13 protein-coding genes are annotated in these 15787 nt (G+C 60.0%); 1 reads left to right on the forward strand and 12 read right to left on the reverse strand.

Annotated elements, in window-relative coordinates; all coding sequences use genetic code 11:
- The first annotated feature begins 87 nt into the window (after window positions 1-87).
- Window positions 88-1092, forward strand: coding sequence for an allantoicase (gene alc / locus SMD27_RS01995; RefSeq protein ID WP_320506664.1), 1005 nt, complete (start codon window positions 88-90; stop codon window positions 1090-1092).
- An 8-nt stretch (window positions 1093-1100) separates the two neighbouring features.
- On the opposite strand, the gene puuE is transcribed toward alc, so the two are convergent.
- From puuE to glgA, 12 genes are all read right to left on the reverse strand, one after another.
- Entirely contained in the window at window positions 1101-2009 is a 909-nt protein-coding gene (gene puuE / locus SMD27_RS02000) for an allantoinase PuuE (RefSeq protein WP_320506665.1), read from the reverse strand.
- Complete coding sequence (gene guaD, locus SMD27_RS02005) at window positions 1990-3279, reverse strand: guanine deaminase (RefSeq protein WP_320506666.1); 1290 nt, start codon at window positions 3277-3279, stop codon at window positions 1990-1992. The genes puuE and guaD overlap by 20 nt, the downstream gene beginning before the upstream one ends.
- Window positions 3279-3776: a 2-oxo-4-hydroxy-4-carboxy-5-ureidoimidazoline decarboxylase gene (gene uraD, locus SMD27_RS02010; protein ID WP_320506667.1), complete on the reverse strand. Its 498-nt coding sequence runs from the start codon at window positions 3774-3776 to the stop codon at window positions 3279-3281. Before uraD ends, guaD begins: the two co-directional genes overlap by 1 nt.
- 10 nt (window positions 3777-3786) lie before the next feature.
- Entirely contained in the window at window positions 3787-4962 is a 1176-nt protein-coding gene (locus SMD27_RS02015; protein ID WP_320506668.1) for a urate hydroxylase PuuD, read from the reverse strand.
- A complete protein-coding gene (gene xdhC / locus SMD27_RS02020; protein ID WP_320506669.1) occupies window positions 4959-5966 on the reverse strand; it encodes a xanthine dehydrogenase accessory protein XdhC in 1008 nt (335 codons plus the stop codon). Before xdhC ends, SMD27_RS02015 begins: the two co-directional genes overlap by 4 nt.
- The gene (gene xdhB, locus SMD27_RS02025) at window positions 5963-8290 is read right to left on the reverse strand and encodes a xanthine dehydrogenase molybdopterin binding subunit (protein WP_320506670.1); all 2328 of its coding nucleotides are present in this window, start codon (window positions 8288-8290) and stop codon (window positions 5963-5965) included. Before xdhB ends, xdhC begins: the two co-directional genes overlap by 4 nt.
- A gap of 1 nt (window position 8291) precedes the next feature.
- Window positions 8292-9767 carry a xanthine dehydrogenase small subunit gene (xdhA, locus tag SMD27_RS02030; RefSeq protein ID WP_320506671.1) on the reverse strand — a complete coding sequence of 492 codons (1476 nt, stop codon included), beginning with the start codon at window positions 9765-9767 and terminating at the stop codon, window positions 8292-8294.
- A 3-nt stretch (window positions 9768-9770) separates the two neighbouring features.
- Complete coding sequence (uraH, locus tag SMD27_RS02035) at window positions 9771-10121, reverse strand: hydroxyisourate hydrolase (RefSeq protein ID WP_320506672.1); 351 nt, start codon at window positions 10119-10121, stop codon at window positions 9771-9773.
- Between the two features lie 159 nt (window positions 10122-10280).
- Window positions 10281-11222, reverse strand: coding sequence for a LysR family transcriptional regulator (locus tag SMD27_RS02040; RefSeq protein ID WP_320506673.1), 942 nt, complete (start codon window positions 11220-11222; stop codon window positions 10281-10283).
- Window positions 11223-11335: 113 nt separating this feature from the next.
- Window positions 11336-12058, reverse strand: a complete 723-nt coding sequence (locus SMD27_RS02045; protein WP_320506674.1) for a GntR family transcriptional regulator — start codon at window positions 12056-12058, stop codon at window positions 11336-11338.
- A gap of 480 nt (window positions 12059-12538) precedes the next feature.
- Window positions 12539-14026 carry a tetratricopeptide repeat protein gene (locus SMD27_RS02050; protein WP_320506675.1) on the reverse strand — a complete coding sequence of 496 codons (1488 nt, stop codon included), beginning with the start codon at window positions 14024-14026 and terminating at the stop codon, window positions 12539-12541.
- Window positions 14027-14124: 98 nt separating this feature from the next.
- Window positions 14125-15600, reverse strand: a complete 1476-nt coding sequence (gene glgA, locus SMD27_RS02055; RefSeq protein WP_320506676.1) for a glycogen synthase GlgA — start codon at window positions 15598-15600, stop codon at window positions 14125-14127.
- Window positions 15601-15787: the final 187 nt, after the last annotated feature.

Consider the following 15787-nt stretch of genomic DNA (forward strand, 5'->3'; position numbering starts at 1 on the left):
TGCCTCATCGGCAGCGCCGCACCGATTTGACAAAGTACCGGCCCCTGCTACCTTCACTCGATGAGGTCAAATGACGGTGGTTGGATCATGGTAGCGACGACGAGCGATTTGCCGGCCTTTGCCATCAATGCCATCAATCTCGCCTCCGCACGGCTGGGCGCGACGACGCTTTATGCCACCGATGATTTCTTCGCCGATAAGTCCCGTATGCTGCAAGACACGTCCGCCGTCTTCCAGGCCGATAAATATGACGATCACGGCAAATGGATGGACGGCTGGGAATCGCGGCGGCGACGCAATGGCGGCCATGACTATTGCATCGTTAAGCTCGGTACCAAAGGCGTCATTCGCGGGGTCGACATCGATACCAGCCATTTCACCGGCAATTATCCGCCGGCGGCATCGATCGATGCCTGCGTCAGCGCCGAGGATCCAGACGACAAGACCATCTGGACACCGATCCTCGCACCGGTGTCGCTTGGCCCCTCAGCGCATCATTTCCATGCCATCAGCAATGAATGGGCTTGGACACATCTCAAGCTCAACATCTATCCCGATGGCGGCGTCGCCCGGCTGCGGGTCTATGGCGAGCCGGTGCCAGCCTGGGAAGGCAAGGATCGCAATACGACACATGAATTGTCGCTCGCCAATAATGGCGGCCGCATCATCGCCTATAACGATGCCCATTACGGTTCGGTCTGGACGCTGTTGACGAGCGGACGCGGCGTCAATATGGGCGACGGCTGGGAAACCCGTCGCCGCCGCGAGCCCGGCAATGATTGGATCATCATCAAGCTGGGTGCGCCGGGCATCGTCGAGCGGATCGAGGTCGATACCTGCCATTACAAGGGCAATTATCCCGATGCCTGTTCGCTGCAGGCGGCACTCGTCGCCTCGGCGACCGAAAGATCCGTCGTGACCGAAGCCATGTTCTGGCCGGAATTACTGGCCAGGCAGAAGCTGCAGGCGGATCAGATCCATGCGTTCAGCGGTGAAACGATCGCCGGTCTCGGGCCGGTCAGCCATGTCAAATTGAACATCTATCCCGATGGCGGCGTGTCGCGGCTGCGGATTTTCGGCCGGCTGGCATAACCGCCCGATCAGGGCTTGAAATGCGCATGCCAGTGCCGTGCGATGTCGATGCGGCGCGGCAGCCAGACGTGCTCATGTCCCTGCACATAGTCGATGAACCGCGCCAGCGCTTGCACCCGCCCCGGCCGCCCGATCAGGCGGCAATGGAGCCCCACTGACATCATCTTCGGCGCCCCGGCTCTGCCCTCTTGATAAAGGCAATCAAAGCTGTCCTTGAGATAGGCATAGAACTGATCGCCCGCATTGAAGCCTTGAGGGGTGGCAAATCGCATATCATTGGCATCAAGCGTATAGGGAATGATGAGATGCTTGCCGCCCGTGGCGCTGTCGATCCAGTAGGGCAAATCGTCGGCATAGGAATCCGATGAATAAAGAAACCCTCCCTCTTCCATCACCAGCCGCGTCGTATTCATCGAGCAGCGACCGGTGTACCAGCCGAGCGGTCGCTCCCCCGTTACCTGGTGATGTAGGCGGATTGCCTCGCGGATCTGCTCGCGCTCGACATCGGGTGGCATGTCCTTGTGTTCGATCCATTTGAGCCCGTGCGAGGCGATTTCCCAATCCGCCTCCTTCATTGCCGCCACTTGCTCAGGCGAGCGCTGCAAGGCGCTGGCAACGCCATAGACGGTGACCGGCACGCGCCGCGAGGTGAAGAGACGCCAAAGCCGCCAAAAGCCGGCGCGGGCGCCATATTCATAAATCGATTCCATGTTCCAGTGACGCTGGCCCGGCCAGGCCTGGGCGCCGACGATTTCCGACAGGAAAGCCTCCGATGCCGCATCGCCGTGGAGGATGTTGTTTTCGCCACCCTCTTCATAATTAAGCACGAACTGGACCGCGGCATGAGCCTCGCCCGGCCAATTCGGATTTGGCGTCACACGGCCATAGCCCTTGAGGTCACGCGGATAGACGTTCATGAACCTTGTTCCCTGCAACATAGGTCGCCCGCACGGCACGATCATCGCCGAGCAAAGCGAGCGCGAAGAGCATATCCTCAAGCGATTGAGATAGATCGGCGCGATCGGCCAGAACCGGCGTGGCACGCAGGTCGAGCACCACGAGGTCAGCCCATTTCCCCCTCTCCAGGGCGCCGATCTCATGGCCGAGTTTCAACCTTTCTGCATTGCCGCGCGTCGCCAGATGGAAGAGCTCTATTGCCGTCGGCCGATAACCGGACAACATCTGGACCTTGTAAGCCTCGCCCAGTGTCTGCAACATGGAATAGCTGGTGCCACCACCGACATCCGTCGCGATGCCATAGGCAACGGGGCGCGCTTGTTCCCGCAATTGTGCAAAGCGCATCAGACCGGAGCCGAGGAAGTTGTTGGACGTCGGACAGTGAATGACGCTCGCTTCAGCTTCATGCAGCCGCTGGCATTCCCGCTCCGACAAATGGACGCCGTGGGCAAACAAGCTGCGATCGGTGACAAGTCCGAAGCGGTCATAGATAGCGGTATAATCCAGATCGTTGGGAAAGAGCGCCCGCACTGCGGCAAGCTCAGCGGGACTTTCTGACAGATGAGTCTGAAGCAAGGCGTCCGGCAGATCCGCCATCAGCTCGCCGCATCGCTGAAGCTGACCTTCGCTCGAGGTAATTGCGAAGCGCGGCGTCACCGCATAACGCAGACGGCTGCGACCATGCCATTGCTTATAGAGTTCGACCGTCTCGCGCATGTCGCTTTCGGCATTGTCGCAAAGCTCGTCCGGCGCCAAGCGATCCATCAAGGTCTTGCCGGTCACGAGCGACATGTTACGGCGCTCTGCTTCGGCGAAGAGGGCGTCGGCGCAGACCTTATGCACCGAGCAATATGCCGAAGCCGCGGTGGTGCCGTGCTGGAACAACCGATCGATGAACACGCTGGCAGTCGCTGCGCCATAGGCCGGGTCGCTGTAACGCGCCTCTTCCGGAAAAGTGAAGCGGCGAAGCCAGTCCAGCAGATCCTTTCCGGGCGCAGCCAGAAGGCGATACTGGGGAAAATGAACATGTGCATCGATGAAGCCAGGCAAAATCAGGCACTCACCGTAATCGCTTACCGCCGCGCTTTCATAAGAGCGCGGCATCAGGTCGAATGGGCCAAGCCAAAGGATGCGACCATCCGAACCTGCGACGAGCGCGCCCCGCTCCTCATGCCAATATTGGCCGGTCGAATCGGTGAAATTAACGAGTTGTCCCCGGATGACATGCATCACAGCGTCACCCGATCTTCGATCCGGAAGCGGAAGATGCGGCAGATCTGGTCCAGGGTGACAGCGCGTTCCTCCCTCGTCGTATTGCCGTTTCGTGCTTCGAAGGCCGCCAGAATGTCGTGCTTGCTTGCCCCCTTCACGGCGAAGATGAAGGGAAATCCGTATTTCTCCCAATGCGCCTTATTGCAGTCAGTGAAGCGGGAAAATTCCTCCGGCGTCAGGCTGTCCAGACCGGCACCTGCCTGCTCGCGACTGGAATCCGTGGTCAGTTCGGCACGCGTCGCGAGATCGGGATGAGCACGAATCAAGGCGAGCTGAGACGCCTCATCCGAGCTGTGCAACGCAGCTTCAAAGGCGGCGATCATGGCATCCCGCGAGGCAAATGGACGTGCCTCTGCGGCGCTGCGCGCCACCCACGGGCAATGTTCCGCTACATCCCCGAAAGCGGCGACGAATTCCTCTACTGTCATGCGATTGATGTCGGCGATTGTTTTCATGGCAAGGCCGCTATTGCTGTGCGATCCATTGACCGAGCCTGCTGCGTTCTTCGGCCGTCATCCCGCTAATATTGCCCAAGGGCATGGCGGTGCTTTTGACGGCTTGCAAATCGATCAGGGGCGCGTAACGTTTCAGCTCGGCCACAGTCTCCAGCTTCACCCCCTTCGGCGCTTCGGCGAAACCTTGCTGCGTCGGCTTCGATGAATGACACATGATGCAACGCGTTTGCGTAATCGACAGGGCATCCTGATCGGAGATATGCGCTGCAATCCGCCTGACCTGGGGCGCCGTCAGAATCAACGCGGCGAAGAGTGCGAGGAAGATGATGGGAAAGGTCCAGGCCAGTTGGCGCAGCGGATCGCCGACTTCATGGCGCACGAGGAAATGCCGCAACGCGCCCCCGCCGATCACGATCAGGCCGACAATGATCCAGGCCTGCGGATGATTGGTAATCATCGGATAATGATTCGAGATCATCATCAGCAGGACCGGCAAGGTTAGATAGGTGTTATGCAGGGATCGCTGCTTGCCGATCGCGCCGAGGCGAGGATCCGGCGCTTCGCCTTTAAGCAGGGATGCGACGATCTTGCGCTGATTCGGAATGATGACCATGAAGACATTGGCTGCCATCATCGTGCCGATGAAAGCACCGACATGAATAAGGGCGCCGCGACCGGAAAAGACATGGGTGAAGCCGTAAGCTGCGGCCAGGATCAGGCAGAAAACCAGAACTGCCAACAGCGCCGTGCGCTGTCCCAAAGGAGACCGGCAGAGAAGATCATAGACCATCCATCCGGCGGCAAGGCCGGCCACCGAGATCAAAACCGCCTGCCAAGGCGCCAGCGGCAAAACCCCCGGATCGATCAGATAGGCGGTCGCATTCAGATAATACTGGACGATTAGCAGTAGAAAGCCGGTAACCCAGGTGAGATAGGCTTCCCACTTGAACCAGATCAGGTCATCGGGCAGTTGCGCCGGCGCCACCGTGTATTTCTGAACCTGATAGAAGCCGCCACCATGCACTTCCCAGGCTTCGCCCGCCACGCCTTGCGGCAAAGCCTGGCGTCGTTTCAGGGAAAAATCGAGGGCGACGAAATAGAAGGACGTCCCGATCCAGGCGATGCCGGCAATCAGATGGCCCCACCGGATCAGCAGGTTCAGCCAGTCGGCAAAAAACGGGCTCATCGGACGGCTTTGGCTCCCCTCGTTGCCGGCCTGATCATTGCGTTTGCGCTTTCGGCGCAGGGCGCACAGAAGGGTGATCCGTCTCCGCCGCAGCAGGCATCGCGCAGCACGGCCGTCTTGCTGCGCGGCATGACCGGATGCAGCGCTTCATCGGCGAGGAGCAATTGCGCTGCCGTCGCGGCGGCGATCACGGCAGGTTCCTTGGATTGCAGACCGGGCAGGCCAATCGGGCAGATCAAGGCATCGATCCGGTCATCGGGCACCTTCGCTGCGCGCAAGCGGCTAATGAAGCGAGCCCGTTTGGTGGCGCTGCCGATGAGGCCAATATAAGCGAAGCGGCGGTCGCGCAAGGCGGATTCAACGATCTCGAAATCCAGCGCATGGCTATGGGTCATCACCAGGACGAAGCTGCCGAATTCTGCGCCGGCGAGCGCGCCAACCGGATCGCCACGCCGGAGCGGCATGACATTTGACGGCATCTCCGCCGGGAAGATATCGGTCCGGGAATCGATCCAGGCGATTTCGAATGGCAGCGGCGCCAGGGCGGAAATGAGGGCGCGGCCGACATGGCCGGCGCCGAAGAGCAACAAAGGCCGCGCCTTTCGCCCGAAGGTTTCGATGAAATCGGCATTCCCGATCCGGCCGGTGGCGGTAAAGGTTCCCTTGCGTTCCCGCTCGGCAAATTCCCGGACGGTTGACAAAGAGCTGGCATCGAAGACCTCCGTCACCAGCTCGACCCGGCCACCACAACATTGACCGAGATCCGGCCCCAAGGCATGCGTCGTCTGGCGATGTGCAGCTCCGGCCGGCAACAGCTCACGGGCCGCGATCATCGCCTGCCATTCCAGTGATCCGCCGCCGATCGTACCTGCGATGTCATCCTGCCGAACAATCATCCGCGCACCGACCTCGCGCGGCGACGAGCCGTCGACCTTCACGACCGACACCAGGGCACAACGGCCCTCAGTCTCGATTGCCCGCAGGATAGTCGACCAGAGCATCATGTCTGCATTGCCTTGACTGCGGTCAGGATCGCTTCGGGCGTCGCCGGGGCTTCCAGCGGCGGCATCTTGCCCGGCCGAATGCTCCCCACGGCATTCAGCACCGCACACCACACGGAGATCGCCAGCATGAGGGGCGGTTCACCGACGGCCTTGGACCGATAGATCGTGTCTGCCGGATTGCCGGCGCTTTCGAACAGCTTGACGCGGAAATCGGCCGGGACGTCCGAGGCACAGGGAATCTTGTAGGTCGATGGGGCATGTGTCCGCAGCCGCCCCCTGTCGTCAAAGACAAGTTCTTCCATGGTCAGCCAGCCCATGCCCTGAATAAAACCGCCTTCGATCTGGCCGATATCGATGGCTGGGTTAAGCGAGCGGCCGACATCATGAAGAATATCCACTCGATCGACCGTCATCTCGCCGGTCAGCGTATCGATGGTGACTTCGGAACAGGCGGCACCATAGGCGAAATAATAGAAAGGTCGGCCCTTGGCCTTATCCCGGTCCCAGACGAGGTCGGGCGTGGCATAGAAGCCGGTGGAGGACAAAGATATGCGCGCCTGATGCGCCTTCTTTGCCAGATCGCCGAAAGCAATCGCATGATTGCCGATGATCACCTGACCACGCTCAAAGCGGATTGCCGATCTCGCCACCTTCCATTCCTTGACGGCGAATTCGATGAGCCTGTTCTTGATCACCATGCCGGCATTGCGCGCCGCCATGCCGTTGAGATCGGAGCCGGAAGAGGCGGCCGTAGGGGAGGTATTGGGGACCTTGCCGGTGGTGGTGGCGGTGATGCGCACCATATCAATATCGATACCGAATTCCTCGGCGACGACCTGCGCCACCTTGACATAAAGTCCCTGCCCCATCTCGGTGCCACCGTGATTGAGATGCACCGAGCCATCGGTATATACATGCACCAAGGCGCCGGCCTGGTTCATCTGCGTCAGGGTGAAGGAAATCCCGAATTTCACCGGCGTCAGGGCGATGCCTTTCTTGATGAAGCGGCTGCCGGCATTGAAACGCGCGATCTGGTCACGGCGACGCCGGTAGTCCGATGACGCCTCCAGCTCCTCAATCATCGCCAATGCAATATTATCCGTTACCTTCATACCGTAGGGCGTGACGTCGCGGCCGGTTTCATAGAGATTGCGCTTGCGCACATCGAGCGGGTCGAGGTTCAGGCGAACGGCGATTGCCTCCATCATCCGCTCTGCAAACAGCATACCCTGCGGACCGCCGAAGCCACGGAAAGCGGTATTGGAAACCGTATTAGTCCGCAGGCGCCGCGATTGAATATGAAGCTGCGGATAGAAATAAGCATTGTCGGCGTGGAACATGGTACGGTCGTTCACACCTTGAGACAGATCCGCGGAGTAACCGCAGCGCGACAGAAAGGTCACGTCAACGGCCGCCAGACGGCCGGTTTCATCGCAACCTGCTGCGTAATCGACACGAAAGTCATGGCGCTTGCCCGTCATGACCATATCGTCATCGCGATCAAGACGACATTTGGCCGGCCGGCCGGTTATCCGGGCGGCGAGCGCAGCCAAAGCCGCCCATTGCGCCGCTTGGCTTTCCTTGCCGCCAAATCCCCCGCCCATGCGGCGGCACTCGCAGGTGACCGCCGCATCAGGCACCGCCAGCATCTTCGCGAGACAATGCTGCACTTCCGTGGGGTGCTGAGTCGAGGAATAGACCGTCACGCCGCCGCGCTCATCCGGCACCGCGAGAGCGGCCTGACCTTCAAGATAGAAATGCTCCTGTCCGCCGATATGGAAGCTGTCCTCGATCCGCGTCTGGGATGCGCGCAACGCCTTCGTGACATTACCGCGCTTGAAGGCATAGTCCGGCAGCACATCTATCGTCCGCCGTGCCAGGGCATCTTCTACCGTGACCGCCGGCGTTTCGGCCGCAATCTCGACCTTGCCGAGACGCGCCGCCTGACGCGCAACCTCGCGGGTTTCCGCGACGACCGCGAAAACGACCTGGCCGTGAAAGGCAATGCGATCGTCGGCCAGGACCGGGTCATCGCCAATGGACGGGCTGCAGTCATTGACGCCGGGAATATCACGGGCGGTGAGCACCGCCAGCACGCCCGGCACGGCACGGACCGCATCGAGCGACAAGGACAGAATGCGCCCGCAAGCGGCATCCGGGGCATAGCCCGGCGCCACATGCAACGTGCCCTCCGGTTCCCGGATATCGTCGATATAGACAGCTGAGCCCTGAACATGCAGCATTGCGCTGTCATGCGCCAAGGACAAGCCGACGGTCTCGGTTTCTATCCTGGCGGTCTGATGCGGACTCGGCCGGCTTGTCATCTCATGCCACCACTTGTCTCTCGCGCTGCCCAAGGACCCGCGTCCTTTCGGTCAGCTCCCCGGCAATTTCGCTCAGCGCCTTTTGCAACAGGCCGTGAGCAACCGCGCGACGATAATCCGCGGAAGCCCGCATGTCGCCGATCGGCTGATAGTCTGTGCCGAGGGCAGCGATAGCGCCGCTCCAGGAATCGGGTTCCGTGAGTTTCAGGCCAACCAAAGCGCGCTCGGTTGCCAGGGCCCGTTTCGGCGTTGCCGCCATGCCGCCGAACGCGATCCGGGCATTGGCGATGCAGTTGTTTTCCACTGCAATTTTGAACGCTCCCATCACAGCCGAAATGTCCTGGTCGAAGCGTTTGGAAATCTTGTAACAGCGGAAGGCTTCGTTTGCTTGGAGCTTCGGCACATCAATCCGCCAAACCAGTTCGCCCGGTTGGCGGTCCTGCTTGCCATAGGCGACAAAAAAATCCTCCAGCGGCAGCATGCGCCATGCCGCATCGTATCGAAGCGTCAGGCTGGCCCCGAGGGCAATGAGAATGGGCGGCATATCGCCGATCGGCGAGCCATTGGCTATGTTGCCGCCAATTGTACCCGATACACGCACCTGTTTCGACCCCAGGCGACGCAACAATTCGGCGATATCGGGATCAATTGCCGAAAGCGCGGCTTCCGCTTCGGCATAGGTGACGGCGGCGCCAAGCGACAGCCGGTCGGGATGATTCTCCAGACGATGCAATGCGGCGACGCGTCCGAGATGAATGATCTTCGGCAGGATACGCATCTGCTTGGTGATCCAAAGAGCGACATCCGTCGCGCCGGCGAGGATCGTCGCATCCGGATGCCGGGCCGCCATCGCCGCCACTGAATCGCCGCTCGCCGGTGCCGCGAAGAAGCTATCCGCATCGCCGATAACAATATCGGTATCGTCCTGCAGCGCTGCCAAGCGAGTCCGGACCGCGTCACTTTCCTTGCTCCAACGATCCGAGGCCTTCCCATCGCAAACTTGCTGTGCTGCATCGATGATTGGGCGATATCCGGTGCAGCGGCAGAGATTGCCGGCCAGTTGATCGACGATATCCTGCCGCGTGGCGGCCTCGCCATGATGGTAGAGCGCGAACAAGGACATCGCGATTCCCGGCGTGCAGAAACCGCATTGCGAGCCATGATGATCCACCAGCGCCTGCTGCACAGGATGCAGACTACCGCCGGCGGCGAGGTCCTCGACGGAAATCAATTCCGTACCGTCGATCTGCCCCAAAAGCTGGATGCAGGCATTGACCGGCTCATAAAACACCCGGCCGCCACGCAAGCGTCCGAGGACCACGGTGCAGGCGCCGCAATCGCCTTCGTTGCAGCCCTCCTTTGTACCACGGGATTTTTCGTCCAGACGGAGATAGTCGAGCAAGGTGCGGCTCGGCGGAAATGCTGTTACTTCGACCACTTTGCCACGCCGGATGAAGCGAATCGTATTGCGGGTCATGGCTCAGCTGCCGCGATAGGTGGAATAGCCATAGGGTGAGAGCAGCAACGGCACGTGATAATGCTGCTCCGGATCGGCGATGCCGAAACGAACCGGAATGACGTCCAGGAACGCCGGGTCGGCCAATGCGGTCCCTGCTTTGCGCAGATATTCGCCCGCAAAGAACCGCAGCTCGTAGACACCCATCTTGAAAGCATCACCATCGAGCAAGGCCTCATCGACCCGACCGTCGGCATTGGTCGTCACGCGTTTGATAAGATCGAACGTCTCACGCAACACCCATAGCTCGATCGAGAGACCCTCGGCTGGCCTCCCGGTCGCCACGTTGAGGACATGCGTCGTCAGGCGGCTCACTTTTCCTCCCGTCCGGACCTTCAAGCCGGACATTCAGTTGCTCGGTTTCTTCGTCCTGTCTTGACTGCCCTTATCGGCCTGGGCCCTTCGATCAGGTCTATTTAACCATGAGATCGCTGTTCGAAAAAGAATAGTCTTGATGACAATGTGTGCGAATATTCAGGACAGCGAGCCTCGCCGGTTCATTTTCTGAAGATATTGCCTAGCAAGCCCGGCAAAAACGCTGGCAGCTGTCCCCTTCGCCAGTCTCGGCCGGGGGACCAGCATCAATCGGTCGGGCGGCAGGCCCCGGTCGGCCAGCGGACGGAACAGAAGGCTACCGGCGTGAATGTCCTGTTCGATTCCGATCCGCGTCTGAAAGGCGATACAGCCGCCGCTTCGCGCCAGCGAAGCCATAAGGCGCAGCGAGTTGCATTCGAAGGCTGCTTCCGGCGGTCGATGGGCCGCTTTCGCACCCGTCAAGGCCTCATCAAGGATTGCCCGCAAGCTGAGGCCATGGGCCGGCCAGGCGACCGGGAATCGTAGGCAGTCGGACAGCGTCAGCTTGGCTTTGTCGGCCAGCGGGTGGCTGGGCGCCATGGTTGCACCCAGGGGGAAACCCTGTTCGAAATCGACCGCAAGCCCTTCAAGCCGCGTCGGATTGAAAGCAAAGCCCAGATCGGCATCGTGATCGCGGACAAGTTCAATGACGGCGTCGGATCCAGCGACGGTGATCGATATCTGGATGCCTGGATAGGTGCGGTTGAAAGCCGTTACGAGATCCGGCAGAATCGTGACGGCGATACTTTCCACCGTGGCCAGGCGAATCCGCCCGCGCTTCAGTTCCTGGAAGCCGCTGAGCACGGCCAGTGCTTCCTCATGACCGGTCTGCAAAACCTTCAGCGTTTTGAGCAGCACTGTCCCTGCGGCAGACAGCGTCAAGCTGCGGCCATGCCGTTCGAACAATTCGATGCCGAGCTGCGCTTCGAGCAGAAGCAGTTGGCGGCTGACCGCCGAAGCCGCGACATTGAGATTACGCGCGGCGGCGCGAACGGAACCAGCCTCGGCCACGAACAGAAAATACCGATAGGCCGTTGCCAGCACGGAATCCGACTGCGGCATGACATATCCCTCCCCCTGCAGGGCATCTGTCCTGGATGCCGAGCTATCCGCAATCCGATCATGAGCAAGCCGTGAAGTCGATCATGCCGTGACGCCCGGCGGAAGGAGAGCGATCAGCCTGGGTCAACAGCAGAATCTTGAGCCGCCTCCTGCTGCGCCCGCAGCACCGCCTGCGCGATTTCTGCGGCGTTCCTCAGGTGGTCGCGGCAAGCGTCGGCTGCCGCCTCGCTGTCACCCTTGCGGATAGCCTCGCAAATTTTACGCAATTGCATCATACCGGCCACCTTCCGCCCCGGCGAGGACACGGTCATGGCGCGTAAGCGACTGATCCGCCCGTTGAGACGCTGGACCATCTCCCATCCCACCGCCTTGCCGCCGCTTTCGAACATGATCTCGTAGAAATGCGTCGTCGCATTCAGCGCCCCACGGAAATCCTCCCGCTCATAGGCTGCATCGATCTGCAACAGCGCTTTTTGCAGCTCTTCCTTCTGCGCCTCCGTGGCCCGTTCGGCGGCGGCCCGGGCCGCCGCCGATTCCAGCATTGACCGGATGTCATAAATTTCCGCAACTTGATCCGGGTCCAGGCGGGCGATCACCGGCCCCTGAAAAGGTACATTTTGAATGAGGCCTTCGGTTTCCAAATGCCGGATCACTTCCCGCACGACAGAACGACTGACACCGAGCTGCGCGCAAAGGTCACGCTCGGTCAGTCGTTCACCGGGTTGAAACCGCATTTCCATGATGGCCGAACGCATGCGATCCAGTGCGAGCTCGCGCAAAGTCTTCGGTGTTTCACGTATGCGCAGGTCCATGAGGGGCTTGATATCGCCGGCCAAAATAAAATCCTTCGGTCGTTTCCGTCAGGACACTGTATACCATCATCGCCAGATATTGAAATCGAGCCCGTTGAACGTCGGCGACAGAGCGAACCGGGCATTTGACATCTCGCAATCGAGAGAGAATGATTGGAGATGCAAGGACGACCTTGCCTCGTGGTATCCGTCGGGACGACCCGGCTAAAGCTGGAGGCTCGTCATGCCCAGCAACCAGGACGCCAGCACACTCTTTGCCATCAGCATCGTCGTGCTGGTCACAGCCATCGCTTTCAATCGCTTTTCGCTCCTGCCGACCCATGGTTATGCCTTCGCCATTTTACATTTCCTGAGCGCGCTGATCTGTTGCTTGGCTTCCTGTCTTGCAGCAATCCTCCCCGCGGTTGTCATCACCAGCATTTGGGTTTTCGCGGCAGGCGCTGCCCTGCTCCGGCTTCGCCATCGCGGCTCGCCGAGCCCGCCACCGCCGCGCCCTGGCGAGCGTCAACGACGCTGCAACACGAACAGCATGCCGGGTACTGGTCTATTGGCTTCGAGCCGAATGCTGGTCGGCTGCACATGACAGGGAACAAAATCGCCGGCGGCCACACGATCGATATACATCGGATGGTGCGCGAAACGGCCGGAGGGCAGCAGGCGATAATCCTCCTCATCGGTCGTTTCGATACTGAAAGCAAAAAGACCGCCAGATTCCAAGGCTGAGGCTACTCTCGCCATCAGCGCCTCGATATCGCCGATATATATCAGCAAATCCGCGGCCAGGATCAGATCGAAGACATTTGGCGCCGCCGCGAGATAAGCGACAACATCCGCCTCGACGAGATCGTCATAAAGCCGACGTTCCGCTGCTCTTTCCAGCATACCCGGCGAGATATCGACGCCAGTCAACCGATCGCCGAGCGGCACAAAAAGTGGTGCCGACAATCCGGTTCCACAGCCGATATCGAGTATGTGTCGAAAGCGGCGATTAGCCGGAGCGATCAGTGCGTGCAAGGCCGCCGGAACGTTGTAGCCCAGGACCTCGACAAGCTGCTTGTCGAAATTGCCGGCGAAGCGATCGAAATAAGCCCGCAGATAGTCGGCTGGCGCCTGGGGCATCCTTTCGCCTTTGACTGCGGCCAGAAGATAACGCTGCATCGGATCGTTTGGCTGGTTCGCCAAGCGGAATTGCGCGACGCGGATAGCGGCCTCATGCTGGCCAAAGCCGCTCAACAGATGAAATGCTTTTTCGGTAATGGCGGCGGGAATTTCTCCGTCCGCACCGGCGGTACCGTCATACACGGTCATCGCTTCATCCACAGAGGTATCCGCCACAGCCTCCAGGAACCGCGCCATTGCCAATTTTTGCCGGAGCAGCGGTTGATCCGGCATGAGGCGCATTGCTTCCGCGAGCGCAGCCCCGGCGCCAGCGAAATCGCCCGTCAGGAAAAGCGCCTGGCCCAGCAGCGCTTGCGCCGATGGCATGTCGCCCGTCACCGCCGCAACCCGCAGCTGCGCGGCAGCTTCATCGAAACGACGTTGCCCGAAGTATAAGATACCAAGACCCAACGATGCTTCCACGAGATGCGGCGCCAGCGAGAGGGCCTTCAGAAAGGCCTCTTCCGCCAGATCATGCCGCTGGGTCTCGCTGCTGAGAGTAGCCAGGAGCAACCACGCCTGGGGCTGCTCATGATCCAGATCCAACGAGGCGCGGATACAATCTTCAGCCTCCGCCGATCGGCCCGATGCCTGAAAGACGCCCCCGAGCTCGCCCCAGATCAGTGGGTTGTCCGGCTCCAGCGAAACGGCCGCGGTCAGCAGTGACAAAGCCTCGCTCAGCCGGCTCTTTCGCCAAAGCGCCAGGCCGGTCTGGCGCAGCGCCGCCGGCAGTTTCTCCGATTGCGCCAGCCCATGAGCTAGGGATGGGAAGGCGTGCCGCCAAAGCGGCAGATTGCGATCGATTTCCGCGACTGTGAAGAGCCGGACCGGCATCTCTTTTTCCTGCCCGGGAATCGGGTCGGTCGAAGGATACTAAAGGTTCGGATAAAAGATACCCCTGATCGAGGACGCCTTGATGGCGGTGCAAACGCTCAACCGCAGCCTTCCATGTTGTAAATCTCTTGATAGCGCAGGGCTGATTGCTGCCAGCTGAAGGAACGCGTCATCGCTTGGCGGCGCATCTTGTTGAGCCGGCGGCTCGAGGCGAAGGTATCCAGACCGCGTTTGATCGCCTCGAAGAACGATGGCAGCGTCGGCCCGGCGAACAAAAAACCGGTTTGGCCATCTTCAATCGTATCCGCCAGCCCGCCGGTCTTATGTGCAATGGGCAGGGAGCCAAACCGTTGAGCGTACATCTGGCTAAGGCCGCATGGCTCGAAGCGAGACGGCATGAGGAGGAAATCGCTGCCCGCAAACATCCTGGTCGCTTCGTGCTGTTGGAAGCCGATCTTCACACCGACATGTTTGGGATGCCGTGTGGCCAATTCTTTTAGAGCTGCTTCGAATTGCGGCTCCCCACGCCCCGTTACCACCAGTTGGCCGCCCTGCTCAACCAGTCGATCTGCGGCTTCCAGCACAAGATCGACGCCTTTTTGGTGAACCAGCCGCGAAACGATGGCGAAAAGCGGCCCCTCTGATACCGCTAGGCCGAAGGATTGGCGGACCCGCGATGCAGTCCGTCTCTTGGACGCCCAATCGCCTACACGTAGCGGCTTGCCAGCTCGCTGTTTCGGTTCCCAGCTCTCGTCGATACCGTTCAATATGCCGCTAAGCCGCCCCTCCTGTGCTCTCTTGCGCAGCAAGCCGTCGAGACCGCAGCCGAATTCAGGCGAGGTGATTTCCTCCGCATAGGTCGAACTGACTGTGGTGATATGCGAGGCATAGAAGATACCAGCTTTGAGGAAAGAGAGGCGGCCGTAGAATTCCACACCCTCCACCTGAAAGGCCTCCTGAGGAATATCCAACGTCCGCAATCGCTGGTAATCGAAAAGGCCTTGATAAGCGAGATTGTGGATTGTCAGCATCGTCGGGATGTTGATGCCGCGCCAATTCAGATATCCCGATGTCAGCGCAGAAGGCCAATCATTCAGATGGACGAAGTTCGGGGTCCACTCCAACCCCGAAAGGCCGCCGCCAATCTCCGCCGCAGCCAGACTGAGCCGGGCGAAGCGGATGTCGTTGTCTTGCCAATCCCGGCCTTCGGAATCTTGGTAAGGCGTACCATCGCGTGTATAGAGCTCATCGCACCGGACGATATAAAGGATGAGACCATCGGGTGCTTGCACCCGGCCGATCGAGCAGGCGGGCAAGCCGGCCGCAGCAGGCAGATGCGCCAAGATCTCCATCGCCGGATGGCGCGCCAGGACTTCGCGATAACCCGGAAGAAGAACGCGGATGTCGCATAATTTCAGCAACGTCCGCGGCAAGGCGGCAGATACCTCACCCAGCCCGCCTGTCTTCACATAATCCTCAATTTCCGAGGTCACATAAAGGATACGGCCTTGCGCGGCTTGGTCTGATAGTTGCCGGATCTCATCCGCCAAAACCTCGTCTGTTAAAGCCGTCACGCCTGTCTCTTTTTCCTCGTCCTTTTTGCGCGAAAATGACCGGACTTGGTGATGCGATGACGCGGTAGCCAGCATGACAGCTCTTCTCCTGACGGGATAGCTGCGCAGTAACCAAAGGAAGACGATACTGTTCCGGTGCGCATGAGATTTTATGCATTTTATACGCGATCTTAATTTTTACGGGTAT

The organism is Dongia soli (assembly GCF_034044715.1).
Lineage (GTDB): Bacteria > Pseudomonadota > Alphaproteobacteria > Dongiales > Dongiaceae > Dongia_B > Dongia_B soli.

Coding starts and splice junctions, on each gene's coding strand:
- xdhA (WP_320506671.1), bottom strand. CDS start 9,767: ATGACCCGCAATACGATTCGCTTCATCCGGCGTGGCAAAGTGGTCGAA.
- SMD27_RS02050 (WP_320506675.1), bottom strand. CDS start 14,026: ATGCCGGTCCGGCTCTTCACAGTCGCGGAAATCGATCGCAATCTGCCG.
- alc (WP_320506664.1), top strand. CDS start 88: ATGGTAGCGACGACGAGCGATTTGCCGGCCTTTGCCATCAATGCCATC.
- puuE (WP_320506665.1), bottom strand. CDS start 2,009: ATGAACGTCTATCCGCGTGACCTCAAGGGCTATGGCCGTGTGACGCCA.
- SMD27_RS02040 (WP_320506673.1), bottom strand. CDS start 11,222: ATGCCGCAGTCGGATTCCGTGCTGGCAACGGCCTATCGGTATTTTCTG.
- uraD (WP_320506667.1), bottom strand. CDS start 3,776: ATGAAAACAATCGCCGACATCAATCGCATGACAGTAGAGGAATTCGTC.
- guaD (WP_320506666.1), bottom strand. CDS start 3,279: ATGCATGTCATCCGGGGACAACTCGTTAATTTCACCGATTCGACCGGC.
- SMD27_RS02015 (WP_320506668.1), bottom strand. CDS start 4,962: ATGAGCCCGTTTTTTGCCGACTGGCTGAACCTGCTGATCCGGTGGGGC.
- xdhB (WP_320506670.1), bottom strand. CDS start 8,290: ATGACAAGCCGGCCGAGTCCGCATCAGACCGCCAGGATAGAAACCGAG.
- xdhC (WP_320506669.1), bottom strand. CDS start 5,966: ATGATGCTCTGGTCGACTATCCTGCGGGCAATCGAGACTGAGGGCCGT.